Source organism: Paenibacillus macerans (genome assembly GCF_050565405.1).
GTDB lineage: Bacteria > Bacillota > Bacilli > Paenibacillales > Paenibacillaceae > Fontibacillus > Fontibacillus macerans_B.
Genome location: NZ_JBNYYG010000008.1, coordinates 54,297 through 69,977, shown reverse-complemented (window position 1 = coordinate 69,977; position 15,681 = coordinate 54,297). Strand labels below are relative to the sequence as shown.

11 protein-coding genes and 1 tRNA gene are annotated in these 15,681 nt (G+C 56.4%); all 12 read right to left on the bottom strand.

The features are described 5' to 3' along the window. Window positions 1-36: 36 nt before the first annotated feature. The 12 genes from ACQ4N8_RS08110 to ACQ4N8_RS08055 all read right to left on the bottom strand — a co-directional run bounded on the left by ACQ4N8_RS08110 (window position 37) and on the right by ACQ4N8_RS08055 (window position 15,667). Entirely contained in the window at window positions 37-1,470 is a 1,434-nt protein-coding gene (locus tag ACQ4N8_RS08110) for an SWIM zinc finger family protein (RefSeq protein WP_430703837.1), read from the bottom strand. Window positions 1,471-1,676: 206 nt separating this feature from the next. Further along, complete coding sequence (locus ACQ4N8_RS08105) at window positions 1,677-2,258, bottom strand: ribonuclease H-like YkuK family protein (RefSeq protein WP_430703836.1); 582 nt, start codon at window positions 2,256-2,258, stop codon at window positions 1,677-1,679. 311 nt (window positions 2,259-2,569) lie between these two features. After that, a tRNA-Gln gene (locus ACQ4N8_RS08100) sits at window positions 2,570-2,642 on the bottom strand. A 1,143-nt stretch (window positions 2,643-3,785) separates the two neighbouring features. Further along, window positions 3,786-5,672, bottom strand: coding sequence for an IucA/IucC family protein (locus ACQ4N8_RS08095; protein WP_430703835.1), 1,887 nt, complete (start codon window positions 5,670-5,672; stop codon window positions 3,786-3,788). Further along, complete coding sequence (locus tag ACQ4N8_RS08090) at window positions 5,653-6,882, bottom strand: type III PLP-dependent enzyme (RefSeq protein ID WP_430703834.1); 1,230 nt, start codon at window positions 6,880-6,882, stop codon at window positions 5,653-5,655. The genes ACQ4N8_RS08095 and ACQ4N8_RS08090 overlap by 20 nt, the downstream gene beginning before the upstream one ends. Next, window positions 6,879-7,655, bottom strand: coding sequence for an HpcH/HpaI aldolase family protein (locus ACQ4N8_RS08085; RefSeq protein WP_430703833.1), 777 nt, complete (start codon window positions 7,653-7,655; stop codon window positions 6,879-6,881). Before ACQ4N8_RS08085 ends, ACQ4N8_RS08090 begins: the two co-directional genes overlap by 4 nt. Then, window positions 7,652-9,442 (bottom strand): IucA/IucC family protein, encoded by a 1,791-nt coding sequence (locus ACQ4N8_RS08080; protein ID WP_430703832.1) that lies wholly within the window; start codon window positions 9,440-9,442, stop codon window positions 7,652-7,654. Before ACQ4N8_RS08080 ends, ACQ4N8_RS08085 begins: the two co-directional genes overlap by 4 nt. After that, window positions 9,417-11,159: an IucA/IucC family protein gene (locus ACQ4N8_RS08075; protein ID WP_430703831.1), complete on the bottom strand. Its 1,743-nt coding sequence runs from the start codon at window positions 11,157-11,159 to the stop codon at window positions 9,417-9,419. Before ACQ4N8_RS08075 ends, ACQ4N8_RS08080 begins: the two co-directional genes overlap by 26 nt. A gap of 60 nt (window positions 11,160-11,219) precedes the next feature. Then, window positions 11,220-12,593 (bottom strand): diaminobutyrate--2-oxoglutarate transaminase, encoded by a 1,374-nt coding sequence (locus ACQ4N8_RS08070; protein ID WP_430703830.1) that lies wholly within the window; start codon window positions 12,591-12,593, stop codon window positions 11,220-11,222. Between the two features lie 28 nt (window positions 12,594-12,621). Further along, a complete protein-coding gene (locus ACQ4N8_RS08065; RefSeq protein ID WP_430703829.1) occupies window positions 12,622-13,638 on the bottom strand; it encodes a hypothetical protein in 1,017 nt (338 codons plus the stop codon). Window positions 13,639-14,094: 456 nt separating this feature from the next. Then, the gene (locus ACQ4N8_RS08060; RefSeq protein ID WP_430703828.1) at window positions 14,095-14,877 is read right to left on the bottom strand and encodes an IucA/IucC family C-terminal-domain containing protein; all 783 of its coding nucleotides are present in this window, start codon (window positions 14,875-14,877) and stop codon (window positions 14,095-14,097) included. Then, a complete protein-coding gene (locus ACQ4N8_RS08055) occupies window positions 14,846-15,667 on the bottom strand; it encodes an ABC transporter ATP-binding protein (protein ID WP_430703827.1) in 822 nt (273 codons plus the stop codon). Before ACQ4N8_RS08055 ends, ACQ4N8_RS08060 begins: the two co-directional genes overlap by 32 nt. Window positions 15,668-15,681: the final 14 nt, after the last annotated feature.

Here is a 15,681-nt window from a genome sequence, read left to right as displayed (position 1 = left end):
ATTCGGCTTATTCGTAGCAGAGATTGTTCACTCGGACTAGTAAAGCAACCGTACCAGCTCTTGCCGGTTTAAAATACTGAGCGGCTGAACCGCTAGCCGACCGCTTGGAGAATCATGGTGAAACATACCCAGCATAGCGATATCCTGAAGACTCTCCGCCGGCAAAAAGGTCATAAGATGAACGGTTCCGCCGTCCAGTACGTCGCGAAGCTCCAGCGTATCCCCTTGAGCGTCGGCAATAAACAGCCGGCCTTCCGCATCGGTGACCACCTTTTCTACAGACAGCAGGACGACCGGGTTAGGGTCGCCCAGCGGATTTTTAAGCTGGTTCTTGACCCGTTTGACCGTCTCGGTATAGGATGAAGCCGCAGACCGGCGAATTTGGCCTAAATCCTTCGCTTCCAAGGCTCTTGCCGTCATGGATTCGAAGCGGACGCGCCGGTTCAGATCGCCGGGGTAGCGGTATAGCTCCGGCACGGCGGAAACCTCGAAAAAGCTGTCTTCTTCACGCATTAATTTCGCCGCTTTATAGGGGCGGTATTGGGCCGTATAGTGAATTTCCCCGTTATCCGGCTGAATCCAATAACCGCAGTCGACGTACTCCTGCCGGGCGGCATCGTCATAACTCCAAAAAGCAAGCTGAACCAGCTCGGTCCCCGGAGCGGCCAATCCCGCTTCTTTCAGTTCGGTCAGCTGCCAGGCATGCCCAAGCCACTCTTCGATGGAAGACTCATGATCCAGCGCCAGCTCGGGATCTTCCAGCCTTGCGGACAGATGCGCCCTGCCTTTTTTAATGAAGGCATGAAGGACGGCAAGCTGTTCGGCAGCCAAAGCATAGGCTTGCTCCGTATTTTGCCGCTCGGATAAGATCAGCAGCAGCTTGCTGAGCTGGATTTGCGCGCCGGTCAAATAGTGGCTTCTCATTTGCTTCACATGCTCCTGGAGCACCTTAAAATCTTTGGTATCCAGGGTCCCGAGCCCGCGCCGGATCAAAGATTGCGTTAACTTCTCAAGCAGTTCCAGCCCATCCAGCTGGGCCATGATTTTTTTCTTGAGCGCGGATTTATTGACTTTTTTCGGCTTGGCCTCGGCTCCGGCAGCGGTCTCCTGGGCTTTCTTCTCTTCCCTCTTCCCGGCCTTCTCCCGTTTGGCCGCCAAATCTTCAGGCACCTCCGCCGCCGGGAACGGCTTCCCTTCCGCATAGGCATACAAGAGACCCAGCACATGCTTGCACGGGAACTGCCGGCTCGGACAGCTGCAGCGCATGACCGGTTTGTCCGCAGCGGCGAAATCCGCGGACGGCGCGTAAGGCGTCTTCCCGCTCCCCGCGCACAATCCAAACAGCACCTGCCCATCCTCGGACCGGTGCAGCTCGATATACTTGCCTTTTCTGTTCAACTCCTGACCGCTCTTAATCGCCGCGCTGTTTGGCGCCAATGCGTCAATCCAAGATTCCGTAATCTCAATCAAACGTAGTTCCCCTCCCCCAGAGGTAAATTTACGCCTCTACCAAAATTATCATATAAGTCTTTCTTCTATATAATACCTAAGAATCGCATTCATCCCTACCTACAAAAGCCCTAAGGGGGAACACACATTCTTATTCCTCGTTTTCGCGAAAAAAAGAAGCGGGGTTCACCCGCCTCCACTTCATCGCGTTTTATTTTGTTTAGCGTTCACGAATTTGAAGCCGCCCTTAACGGGTACGGTTTCTTGGTTTCGCGGTCGGCTACGCTGACCATCACCGATTCAGGCTTAACCCTTGCGATTAAACCCATCGCCTCAATTCGACCAACCATTTCCGAAAGATAGGCTGCCGTCTGGTTCTTGGCCTCGCGGCCGCCGTCAATATCGACCATAAAGCGAATTTCCGCCCCTTGATCGAGATAAGGAAGGATCAGGTTTTCGAGGCTGATCCGTTCGGCCAAACCGAATTGCGCGGCAATTTCTTGGCTGTATGACGTTTCCAAAGACAATTTTTCCCGAACCGAATAAATTTCCCTGGGGAGAATCACTTGTCGGCTGCACAGCCATGCTCCTCTTCCTACACGATACGCCACAATGTAGCTGACGAACTTGGTATGGCCCGGGTGGGTCTGCGCGTCGGTCGTAATGACGAGGTCGTACGCGCCCCGTGGATCGCTCGCGATGAACCGGGATATCCGCTCCATCACATCGCTAAACTCAAGATTCTGTTCCGTCGTATTCCGAAATGTTGTCTCATGAATCAATGGGTACTGTCGTCTTTTACTTTTCATGGGGTTCACCTGTACTGCAAGCTTGGCTTCTTCCTTTCATTTTGAGATTTTTCCGGAATCCGGCTTAATAAAAAGCCGGTAAGCTCCCTTTTCATAATATGTCTTCATCACCGCTGCTTGATCACACAGGATGAAAAAGATGACGTGGACGGGCCATACTGACATCAGAATTGGACACGGTAAATCCTTGCTAAGAGGGGGTGAATCTCCCACCGATTTTTTATAGCTTGTGTTTCGTTGGACCACAATATTGAACCCTGCCGAGTGCCCCACTCACACTTTGCGAACCGTAAAGTTATGTACTTGGGAAGCTGCCCCTCCAGGACTCGAACCTGGGATCGCGGCTGCAAAGACCGATGCCTTACACGCTTGGATAAGGGGCCATGCTAAACAAAACGAAACGTACGTTCGTTATTATGGATCAAAAAAGACTACCTCCCCAAAGCGGCACCATTCATAGGACTTGCCCTAGCCCAATCCTCTCGGCATGGACAAACACGAATGGACCACTTGCCAGGTACAAGTAGCCTCTTACGTACTGTATATGTATCGACGAAACGGTCCGCGATTCACAATCACGCTAGTACCGCTCCTCCTCCATTAAGGATATGACGGACTACGCGTGGTACGTAAAAGCTTCTGACGATCGGATCGAGACAGGATGATTTGCCGTTCTCTCGCCAAAGATCTGACGGTTGGTTATAGCTTTTCTCCAGTAAATCAATTATAATGCGCTGTTTCATTTCCTATCCCTTCCTTTCTGCGTAGATTTACGGATTGCATCGTCACGTTAACGCTTTAACGATTTACCTCATTTACGTTTATGATCTTATCACTCGGTCTTGGCGATGTCAACCCTTTTTTTCTCTTTTTTTGAACATTCATCCAAAGCAATAAAAAAAGAAAACCGCCGAGATTCCCCAGCGGTCTTATATCCGAACAAACCATAACGTTACAAATAACGCTATTTGTCTACATTCATCCCTTATGAAGTGGATGTTTGGATATGCTGAAACGGCCGCATGACGAGGATAAAAGGTTCTTATTCTCGATTGGATACACCGCTAATTTCATCCCCGTTCACGCTCCTTTCATTCGTTTTCCTAAATTTTCATCAGCTTAATTCATCTCATCGTTATTTGTCAAGGAAAATTTGTTCTTCACCAAAAAAGTACTCTACCTAAACATCGGCGCTTGAGAGCGGATTGACGAGCGTGAGACTAGGGTTCAAGAGCCTGGTCGTGAGTCGGGGCGAGGATCGAGGCTGCCCACTGTCAGGACGCTCGCCCCGAGACGTCCGCCCGGCCGGTCGAGCTTACGCCCGTGCGCTAACGGACTCCAGAGATCCTAATGGCCCCGAAACGCGGAATGCCCGATTTCTTACGGACCTCAGAGCCGTTATTTGGGCCAAAACCTTCAATATGGCCGACGTTTGCGCCAAATAAAGTCTATGGAGTCCGTTACAACGGGAAATGATCGGGAAATAGGTAAATAACGTCTCTACGGTCCGTTATGATGTTGACTTACTTACTCCATTTTCTTGTCAAGTTCCGATTTTTTTTGCGTCCAAAAAGGGTTGTGTCCTTTACCCTTGCCCGACGGCATCGCCCCCGGCACCCCATCCGCTTCCAGCAGCGGACGGACGACTAGCTTCACCGGCCATTCCCCGCTCTCGAATATCGCCCGATACAGTTCGTCGCGATCGGCCTCCGGCAGCCTTGCGCCCTGCAGCGCTTCCTTCCATGCCTGCTCCGTGACCTCCCACAAGCGGGACTCCGGAAGATCGTACACGCTGGACAAGGCTTCCATAATCGAAGCCAGATTGACCTGCGTCCCCAGCGATTGGACGTAAAAAACCAGCTTGTGAATCGTCTCATTGTACAGACTGTTGGAGTAACCGGGCCGAATGCGGTAACCCGGATCCGCGATGCCATGCCGATCCAGGTACGGCTGATGAAGGCGTACCGAATCATGGTCGCGGAACAGCAATCCCTTCACCCGTTTGCCCTCCATGACCAGGCAGCAATTCTGCCCGTGAATTTCCGGGACCACCCCAATCTTGAACAGGCGCATCACCACATCATAGAACAAGTGCGCCAGGTCGGCATAGAAACTTAATACCTCCTCGCCGGAAAGCACCTTTCCCAAGATCTCCGACAGCATGTGCCATCTTCCCTGATGGACGCCCAACGCGGACATGGGTATCACCTTGCAGTCTTCTTCGAACAGCTCCTGCGGGTAGAGACGAAGCTGGGCGGCTAAATGGCGCGGATGGTCGTCGAACAACCCCATCGTTGCCGGCATGTATCCCCACCAGTGCCGCTCCTCGCATAAGAAAACCCGGCCCTGCAGCGTTCCGTCGCAAGCGACGGCCTGGCGCAGCAGTTTCTCCCCCGCCAGGCCGTTAAGCAGCTTCACAACCGGCAAGTAGCGGGCGGCGCCCAGCGATAGCACACTGACCGGCAGCTTGAGCATCGCCACTTGATGGATGTCCGATGAGATTCCGGTACCCAACACGGATTGCGGAGCCAAAGATCGAAGGGAGGAGCTAGCCAGGAAATCGCCGGCCTCCGCATCCAGCACAACGATCGTTCCCTCCTCGATCTCCCGGGTGAAACGGGGCAAAATCACTTGCTGCAGCTGCCAGGGATGCACGGGTAACGGCACGTATTCGTCCGGCGCCAATCCCCGCCGGCTCAGCTCCTTCTCCAACTCGGCCCGCGGTTCGGCGGCGAGCAGACCCAGGCAGGACAGCCTTCCTTCCGCGCAGCCCCGTTCGACCGAATCCGCGCGTACCGCCACCCATCGAAGGCGGATCGGTTCTCCGAACTCCGCCGAATACCTCAAGCAGTCCTGATCGGTAAAGCCGACCTTTGCTTTGGCCGACGGATGGAACGGGCGGTCGCGCAGCGCGGCGATTCGTTCCCCTTTGATAAACCATTCGTAAGGCGAAGCCGGCGCAAACGCCAGCAGCCCGTCCAAACGGGCCGGAGTCAAACTAAGCGCAAGCTGCCGGACCGCCGCCTTTACGCCGGCCAAAAAATCCGTGACCCCCGGGTGGTTGTAATCCTCCTCCGACAACGCCGCATGCAGCGCGGTTTCCGCCAGCTCTTCCGGTGCGCCGATGGACGTCCAACTTCCGCCCTCCCGTTTGAAAATCGGGGAACCCTGCACCCACTGAACACCATTCCTCGGGTGATTCTCAATCAAAAATGCCATTTCACCGGCATAGACCAGGGAATGTTCTTCATAGCCGCCGTATAACTGCCGGATTTGTACGGGAGCAGCGGATATCGGCCCGAACGCATCGTCGTCCAACCGAACAAAACGCTCGCTCAAAAAAGCGTTCATCAAATCTGCGGTAATCCGGGATTCCGCCGCCTTCCGGCCGGATTCAATCGTCCATGTGTGCATGATCATTTCCTTCCGCCAAATAATAAAATTTCGGGTGCGGATGCCCCAGAAAATCGTGATGGGAAATCGTCCAGCAATAAGCGCCGGACTTTTCGAACACGACGATGTCGCCGACGCGCAAATGCTCGACGTCGGCATCCGCATGCAAACGGTCTTTAGGCGTGCAGAGCTCGCCGACCAGCGTCACCTTACCCCGCCGGATTTCAGGCCTAGCGAAAGGGTACGCCCACCGGTCCGCCGGCATGACGACAAACGGATGGTTATGGCCCCAGGAAGCCGGCAACCGGTTATGGTGCGTTCCTCCCCTCAGCACGGCAAACCTCCGATCATGCGAAGGTTTAATGTCGATGACCTCCGCCGCGTAATAACCGTGGTCCGCCACGATAAACCGGCCCGGCTCGAACCACAGCCGGGCTCCGGCTAGCCTTTTCCTTGCTTCGCTCCGCGCGATCAGGGAAGCGAACAGCGGCCAGTCGAACGCCGGAGTAGCGTCGTAGGGGACGCCAAAGCCGCCTCCCGCATTGATGACCTCAAGGTCCAGTTGGTAACGTTCCATCCACTCTTCCGCTTTGCGCAAATACAGCTCGACCATCTCGGCATGCAGATCCGCCCGCAAGTTGTTCGACAACGAGTGGAAATGAAAGCCACATAACCGGACCGTGCCACGGCCTTCTTCCCGAACGGCGGCGACCGCTTCTTCGAGCAGTTCCTCGTCCAGCCCGAAAGGGGTTGGCCGGCCGCCCATCGTTATTCCGGTCTGCGGCAGCGTGCCCGTTCTCAGATTCATGCGCAGCAGAATGCGGACCGGCTCGCTCCTTCCATGCGCCAAGCGGATGAGCCTCCTCAGCTCCAGCAGGCTCTCCACGTGAATATAGGTTACATGGTGTCGAATGGCCGCCTCCAACTCCGCATCCTTTTTGCCCGGTCCTCCAAACAGGATCCGGACGCTGCGGCTCACCTCCCTGACCTTCAGCAGCTCTCCGGCGGAGGCCACCTCAAATCCATCGACCAACGGCAACAGCGCTTCGATGATGCGCCGGTCCGGGTTGGCTTTGATCGCGTAAAACAGCCCCGTCCGTTCCGGCAGGACTTTCAGCATTTCCCGTGCATGCGCCTGAATGCCGCTCAGGTCGTACAGATAAGCGCAAAGAGGTTCTTCCCGGCTTTCCGCTTCGAGCCTGCGGATCGCTTGCCATACGTGTGATTTCATGTCCATCCACCCATATCCCGGTAGTCGTTCCGCTTTTGCAGGTAAGCGCGAAACGCCGTGTTTCTGTCGTCACCCAACACATAAATGCACACGCCGCGCTCGGCCAAGGGCCGCATATCCTCCCTGCTTCTCGCGACGGCGGCGTACGGAACCCCGCAGCTCTGCGCGGCCGCATGCAGCCGTTCCAACTGCCGCTGTACCTCCGGATGCCCGGCCTGCCACGGCAAACCGAGGGATTGCGACAGGTCTGCCGCCCCTTCAAGCACAAAGGCGATCTGCGGATGGGACAAAATGGCTTCGCATTGCCCGATCCCTTCCACGCTTTCGATCATCGGCACCACCATGACGGTTTCGTTGGCCTCCCGGATATAATCCGTCAGCGAATATTTGGCGAACGCGCCCGGCCGGCCGCTGTTTAGGCTGCGGTTCCCCAGCGGATGGTAATACGCCCAGCGGACGGCTTCCTCGACTTGCTCTCTCCGCTCGACATGGGGGATGACGACGCCCTGCGCGCCGCAATCCAGCGCCTTCAGGATTTCGGACCGGTTTACGCCCGAAACGCGGACAAGCGGGGTCACCTCCATTAGCTCGGCGGCGCGGACCAGTTCCTCCACGCTCTCCATGTTGGTAGATGCGTGCTCAAAATCGATAATGACAAAATCATATTCGGCATGTCCGATCAGCTCCACGATCACGGGATGCGGTATGGAGACGAATAAACCGAACACCGGCTGCTTGCTTTTTATTTTCGCCTTCAGCATATTGGGTCTCATGACGGCGCCAGACTCTCCCTCGCAGACCGCAGCGGGTTGCTCGTTTTGCGGAAATACAGCTCTCCATCGCCGTACAACCGGCGTTTGGTCATCTCTTCGATCAACGCGTCGTCGGCAAACAGATCGTATTCCTCAAACCGTTCCCGGTACTCGGGAAATTGCCGCTGATATCGGACGATAACCGCCGCGCACAGGCTCCAGAATTCCCGCTCTGCAAGACCGAACGTTTCCAGTGTTAAGGCGATCTCGGTCATGCAGATAAAAAAGAACGCGTCGTACACATAATCCCTTACTTCCGACGCCGCTTCGGCATGGATGAACGAATACCGGTTGAATCTGCGGTGCGCTTCCGGCTCGGGATGCAGCTTCGGCGCCCGGTCCGGATGACGCAGCTTGCCCGGAACGAAACGCACTCCGTCGTGCAAATCCTTGACGATGATCCGCTTTGGCAGACCGTCCTCCAGAACTAGGACGATGTTCTGCGCATGCGCCTCCAAGGCGATGCCGTGCGCGTACAGCAGATGGATCATGGGAAGCGTCAATGTGCGGACCAGCGTTTCGCTCCATGCTTGGACCCCGTACCGGAGGACGGCGTCCCGGATAAAGGGCACGCCGTTTTGTTGTACCAGCGTCAGCGCATTTAGCGGCCAGGCCTCCTCTCCTTGCTTCAGATGAACGGTAACGTTCTCCCGCCAAATGGCTCCAAGCGAGCCGTAAGCGCTGTCGCGCTGAATTGCCGGCAGCCCGTCATATCGGAAGGATACACCCATGATTTCTTTGAGAATGCCGAACCGCTCCCGCTGCAGCAGTTCGTCCTTGCGGATAAGGCCATCCAACCATTCGCTGATCAATGGGGCGTTTTGCGTCGTATGATGCGCCAGAATGCGGCCGGTGGAGGTATTGGTGATGCCAAGCGACAATTTGATATAGGGAGCCTGCGCACGTTCTCTGTGCGACAGCGTGCGGATTGACTGCTGCGCCCTGTACGCGCCGTCCGAGAACCCGAGCGGAATAAGCTCGCGGTTCAGCCGCTGGCGGGTGAAAACGGGTTCGATCCGGTGCTCCCACTGCCAGGGGTGGACGGGGATCGGCACATACGCACTTCCATCGACTGCTTCCTCCAGAAGACGGTGGAAATGCCGAGCTTCTTGTTCCGTCCAATGCTCCCTGTACATCTCTTCCGCCGTGAAACCTGGAACCAGTTTTGAATCGGTCATCTCCCGTTTGACGGCAACCCAGAACAGTCGGATGTCTCGATCGAATTCAGGACCGTACGCCTGATTGTCCTTCAGCGTAAAGCCGAGCCTGGACTTGTAGCTGGGGTGGTAAGGATGCCCGTCCGTCATGTGGCTTTCCAACGGATCGTAGTGCCTGTCGCCGTCCGGGATGCAATCCGGCAGCGCTTCCCGGCACTGGCTGTCCTTGGCCAGCGTTTCCAGCAGCTCCCGGATGAAAGAATCCACCCGTTCCCCCTGCAGATTGCCCAGCAGCAATTCCTCCAGAAACAGATACAAATCGTTGCAAAGTTCCCCTTCCCTTCGCAGGGAGCCCTTGACGATTTTCACCCGGCCGAACGCATATTTCTCTTCCGCTTCGCAGGAGTAAGCGACCGGTCGACCGTCCGCGCCGATACCGTGCGTCAGCCAAGTCCGGCCGGCTATCGAGCGGTCGAGAATGCCTTCGAACCATAAAGCTTCAAGCGTCTGGCGCATGATTCTCTCCGCCACGTCGGCGTAGCCGGCCGGTATCCGGTTCGTCAAACTAGCTTTGGTCCCCAATTTCCTCACACTCCTTCCTTTTCAATAAATTCGCGACTTGCGCGTAAGACGGCGTTTCGCCGTTTCCTCCCAGGCAGCTAACCATATTACGCTTGGCCGGGAAGGCGTCGGCCGACAGCAAATGTTTGACGAAGGCATTGGCGCTCCTCCCGTATTCCCGCACCAGCATCTCGCTCGCCATTCCCCAAAACCGCTCTTCGGGAGCATTGGCGTCCCGGGCGATGGAATGAATGAGCGATCCCAAATGATTGACGAAAAAATAATACGCTGTCCTCGCCCAGGCCTGCTCCTTTGGATAGAACAAGGGGCTGAACGGAGGCGGTTCTTCAGCTTCCGCCTTGACCCCCGCACCAATTGCTTCCGCTTTGCCGATTTCGACGCTGACGCCCTCCAAGTCGCGAACGAAGAAGGAGGCCGGCATGCCGTCCCGCAGCGTCAGCAGCGTATTTTGCAAATGGGCTTCGAAATGAATGCCCTTCTCCCAGGCCAGGCGCACGATCGGCAGCAGCGACAACTCCAGATAACGCTCGAACCAGCTTTCGATCGGTAATGTCCCGGCGCCGAGCATCGTCATGAGGCGCGACGGCGTTCCCGGCCGCGGCGCTTCCACCAGGCTGGCCATCACGTAGGTGCATGCCGGGTCGAATTCAATTGGACGGTAGAAAACCGTAAACAAACGGGTCAATGCCTCCTCCTCGAAACGGCAAGTGCCGATGCCCGTTTCATAAGCGATCCTGGCCGGGGAGTCCGGGCCGAAGCCGCTCTGCCGCAGCAAATAACGCGAAGCGTCCAGCGTTCTGCGCATTTGCTCGTCGTTGTTGGTGCGGACCAGATTGGTAATTTGCATATTGAGCGGCAGTTTGATATTGCAGTTCATATCGGGGATATAAACCGTGCGCACAGAAGTGGTCGGATAGGCGGTCGGCCCCAGTCTGCCCAATGGAATCAATTTCGCTTCGCGGATATAATCGCGGACAATAGAGAGACCCAGCACGTGATTGTATTGCCAAGGATGGACCGGAAGCGGAGCGTATTCGCCGCTGCTGTCGCCAAGGATATGCCGCAGATGGGCCTGCACGCTTTCATGCGGCGGCACTTTGCCGTCGTCCGACACCCACTCTTCCCGGTACACGTCCCTCCTGACGGCAAAATAGCCGAGCCGGAACGAGGAGCGCAGCTCCGGACTATAGTTCCAGACGTCCTGACCGGAGAAACCCGATGTATTTTTAGGAAAGGGATGAAACGGGTGCCCGTAGATCAATGCTTGCTCCGATGAGCGGTAGTCGGTCAGGTCATGCTCCGCCGCCCGTTCGATAAATAACGCCAGGTTGCGGCAACTATTGTCCACTTTTCCCGTAAAGTCGAGGAGCTGGGCGTCCGTTACCGGGGTTCCGCCCGCCAAAGTACTTTCGTCGGTCAATTCGCCGGCGACCCAGCGGATCAGCGCGCCGTACTCGACGGCGCCTTCTTCCCCGTTTCCGCCGAACCAGCGCATGCTGCCGTATTCATGCTCCCCCATGGCCGAATGATAAGCAAGTTTGCCGAAAACCGTAATCCCGCTGGCGGGGAAAGCAACGGCATAGTCCAGCGTGCGGGCATTCAGCTGGATATGCCTGCTTTTCTCCCGTCCCAACTCGCGGATATAACAGTTAAGCAGCAGCTTGCACGTATGCGCGTTCGCTTGCGTCAGGCTCTCCGGCCGAAGCTTGCTTTCCGTCCCCAACAATGATGCCAACCTTCTTTCGCTATGAAGATAAAATCGGATATCCCGCTATTCCAGCACCGCTCAACATGGAGTGGACGCTATGGACGCTCCTTCCAGAGCTTCCGCCACCGATTGCTCGAAGATATCGAGCACGTCCTCCGCTTCGCGTTCGGTGATCGTGAGCGGCGGCAGAAAGCGGACGACGGCGGACCTGCGGCCGCCGAGCTCCACGATCAAACCGTTTTGGAAGCAGCTCCGTTGAATGGCCGCTGCCAGTTCTCCATGCGGCGGATAGTGGCCCAGGCCATCCTTGCGGCCGGCGGTGTTGACCATTTCCACCCCGATCATCAGCCCGCGCCCGCGAACATCGCCGATCGCTTCGTATCGCTCTTTCAGTTTGCCAAGCCTCTCCATGAACTGCTTGCCGCGTTCCCGCACGTTAAGGAGCACCCCATGCTCGCGGATGTAGCGAAGCGTCGCCAATCCTGTGGCCATAGCCAGCTGATTGCCGCGGAACGTTCCCGTATGCGCGCCCGGCGGCCATACATCCAGCTCCTCCTTGTAGATTACGAGGGACATCGGCAGGCCTCCGCCGATCGCTTTGGAACAGACGATAACATCCGGAATGATCCCCGCGTGCTCGAACGAAAACATCCTTCCCGTGCGTCCGATCCCCGTCTGGACTTCGTCGATGATAAGCGGCAGGTCTCTTTCCGCCGTCATGCGCCGCAGCTCTCTCAACCACTCCAGATCGGCCGGGATCGCTCCTCCCTCGCCCTGCACCGTCTCCACGATGACGCCGCACGGCGCGGATATGCCGCTTTCGCAGTCATCGAGCAGGTTCTCGATATACCGCGCGCTCAGCTTTGCGGTCATGCCGCCCCCCATCCCGAACGGACAGCGGTATTCATACGGAAAAGGCAAAAAATGCACATCGGGCAACAGGCTCTGCAAATGCTGTTTCTTATCCAGGTTGCCGCTCATCGCCATCGCCGCCTGCGTCGAACCGTGATATCCGCCTTGGAAGGCCAGTATGGACCGGCCATTCGTCGCATGCTTGACCAATTTGATCGCGGCTTCGACCGCATCGGCCCCGGTCGGTCCGCAAAACTGGATTTTGCAGCGTTCCTTTAATGCTTCGGGCAATATCGAAAATATTTCCTCCATGAAAGCCAGCTTGAGCGGAGTGGCCAAGTCTAAGGCGTGCAGCGGGATTTGCCGCTCCAGCACGCCGCGAATCGCGTCCAGCGCCGTATCATGGTTATGCCCCAGCGCCAGCGTGCCGGCGCCGGCCAGGCAGTCATAATAGGTCCGGCCTTCCGTATCCGTCACCATCGTGCCTTTTGCGCTGCCGATGACCAGCGGAAAGTGCCGGGGATACGAGCGGGCATTGGATTCCTTTTCTTCCTGACGCCTTAAATATTCATTTTGGATATTCTGGACCTCTGCTGACATATTGGGCTTTCGCTCCTTTTATTCTCGTCTATGGATTCAGGGAAAGCGCTTCTTCGAACAAGTATTCCAAATACAAACGAATAACGTCGCGCGAGGCGCCTTCATGCGGAAAAACATGATGGGTCATGTCAGGCAAGGCATTAACCTCCAGGATACCGCCGGACGCTTCCGTGATAGGAGCACCGATATCCCGGCAGCGTATATCGATCCCGGCGACGTCAATCTGCAGCGCCCTGGCAGCCTCGATGGCCATGGCCGCGTTGGCCGGACAGATGGAATCCGTGCGGTCGGCATAGATTTCGCTGATTTCCCCGGCCGGAGCGTTGCGAATGTCTTGCAATTGCACCGGCCGCCCTGCCGGAACGATATCGTCCAGCGCTATCCCCTGCCGGTCCAGCGCCGATCGCAAGCGTTCCGAATCGTAGCTGATTTCGGCAAACGCCTCGATTTCGCCGATCTCGCTGCCGCGGATCCGGGTTTCATTCAGGCGCCGGACCAGCTCCCTTACCGTCGACGAGCCGTCGCCGGTCACGAAAGCGGGGCGATACTCGGTTACCGCCGCGATCCGGTAGTCCATGACGAGGACGCGATAGTCCGCTCCCGGCACGAAACGCTGAAGCATGACCTTACTGCCGTAGCGGCTCGCCCATTGGATGGCCGCCTCCAGCTGCGGACCGGTCCGGACGTCCAACGTGACGCCGGCGCCGCCGCTGGCGTCGAGCGGTTTGACCGCAACGGACGAATGGGCCTCCAGGAACCGGCCCGCCTCCGCTCCCGGTTCCGAAACCACCATAAACGGAGGTACGGGAAGCCCCCGTTGCTCTAGCAGCAGGTTGGTGGCCTCCTTGTTCTTGGCCAGCAGTCCGGCTACCAGGGACAGCCGATGCGATCTCGTTTTATTGATCACGAGGCTTCTTCCCTTATAAGTCAGCTCCAAAAAATCCTCGCATCCCGCAAGGAGCAGCCGGCAGCCCATGCCCATTTTCCTGGCTTTGCCGATAATCAGCCGGTTAAGCGTGTTTTGGCTCCCTGTCAGATACGTCAACGTTAACCCCTCCCTGATAACCGATGAACCTCGCTAAAACTTAGTTACGGGAGATTCAACGCCCAATTTATTGATAATGATTATCACTATCATTAAAACCATCTTAGTTTAGTACAGATTAAATTGTCAATATTAAACTTTAAAGGTAATTTGTTCTTTTCGTAGAGCGGGATTAAGTGGGATAAGGGAATATTGGGCGCAGGAACGCGCTTTTCGAAGAGAGGCCTGTCACCAAATAAGAGAAAGACATGATGAGCAGCAAGTAAAATGAAAGCGGATGCAGTATGGCGGATGTTAATATACAGGCGGATTCCGAGAGGTTGGGTATAGTGTCATGAGGTATTCAGTGGAGATGAGCCATGAACGGGCTAACGGCCGAAGGAGCTTCTTCTCATGCCCGCTTCCCTCCCTTATCGGGGTGCAGGCCGTTAGCGCGGAACTCTGGTTGAAACAACTTTACGAGGTTCTTTTGGGGCAAGTCGAACAATAATCGGCCGGTTCGTCCGACGTCAAGTAATAAAAACAACAGGTTTTGCGCACTCTTAACGGATTCTCATAACCGTTCCTGAGCACTTTGGGACTGTCGAATTGCTTCAGCGGATTCCGCGATTCGCCGAATAAGCGGGGCGGCGCGTTATGGAGCAGGTAGTGATAATCCTCCTCCATCCGCCGCTTTTGCTCGGGATCGGCCCCTTCGGCAAGTTTCTTTTCGTACAGCCAGTAGACATAAATCGCCGTATTTTCCCATAACAACGCTTTGGAGATTTTGGCCGTTTGGGAAACGGCAGTCCATACCCGCGACAAATTTCCGGCGAACATCCGTTCGAAGACCCTGTCGCGCCACTCCTCGCGCTGCATGGCCAAGGGTTCGCTGACCTGCCAATCGTTGAGCCGCGCCTTGGGCAGCCAGGCTTCCCCCTGATAGCTCGACTCGATCCAGCCGTTCGCAAGCTCCAGGTTCAATCCTTTGTTGAAGCGGGATATCGCATATAAATTGGCGGCGATGACGAGAAAAGCATACCGTTTGGCGAACAGCGACACGGCAGCCGTTTGCGAATCGGTCTCGAAAATGCCGCTTACCCCGCGAAAATAGGCCAAGCTTTGCTCCGGATTCAGCAAGTCGGCAAACGGAATGGAGAACGTCCGGTCGGCGGAGGGTTCCCGGGTCAGCCGATAGTCGGCGGCCAACGCTTGAAATTGTTCCGGCTCAAGCCATGTGGCTGTATCGCGTTTCTTCATGAACGTTCCTGCCCCTTCCATGTGGAATGCACAAAGGCGTGCCGAACAGCGGATCGACGGCAATCTCGCAATCCATCCGAAAGACGGTTTGGACCATCTCGCGGGTTACGATATCCTCCGGCCGTCCCTGGGCGTAAATGGACCTGTCGTTGACGGCGACGATATGATGGGCGTAACGGCAGGCCAGATTCAGATCGTGCAGAACCATCACGATCGTGCGGTGTTCCTGCTCGTTCAATTCGAACAGCAAATCGAGGACCTCGATCTGGTGGCTCATATCGAGGTAGGTCGTCGGCTCGTCGAGCAGCAGCATTTCCGCTCCCTGGGCGAGCGTCATGGCAATCCAGGCGCGTTGGCGTTGTCCTCCCGACAGCGCGTCCACCGGACGATCCGCCAGTTCCGTCAGGCGCGTGGATTTAAGCGCAAGGCGAACCATGCGTTCGTCCTCGCGCGACCACTGCTTCAACCAGCTCTGGTGCGGATATCTTCCCTGCCTGACGAGTTGGCTTACCGTCAGGCCTTCCGGGGCGGAAGGGCCCTGCGGCAAAATGGACATCCGCTTTGAGATTTCCTTGGTCGGCAGCTTCGCAATCTCTTCCCCGCTCAGCAGCACCGCGCCCGAGCGGGGTTTCTGCAAGCGTGCCATAGTCCGCAGCAGCGTGGATTTACCGCAGCCGTTGCTGCCGATCAGCACCGTGATTTTGCCTTTCGGTATCGTCAAATTCAGATTCTCGATCACGGGTTCTGCTCCATAAGAGATGGTAAGGTCTTGGGCTTCCAAAATGCTCACGGTTCTCCCCCTAT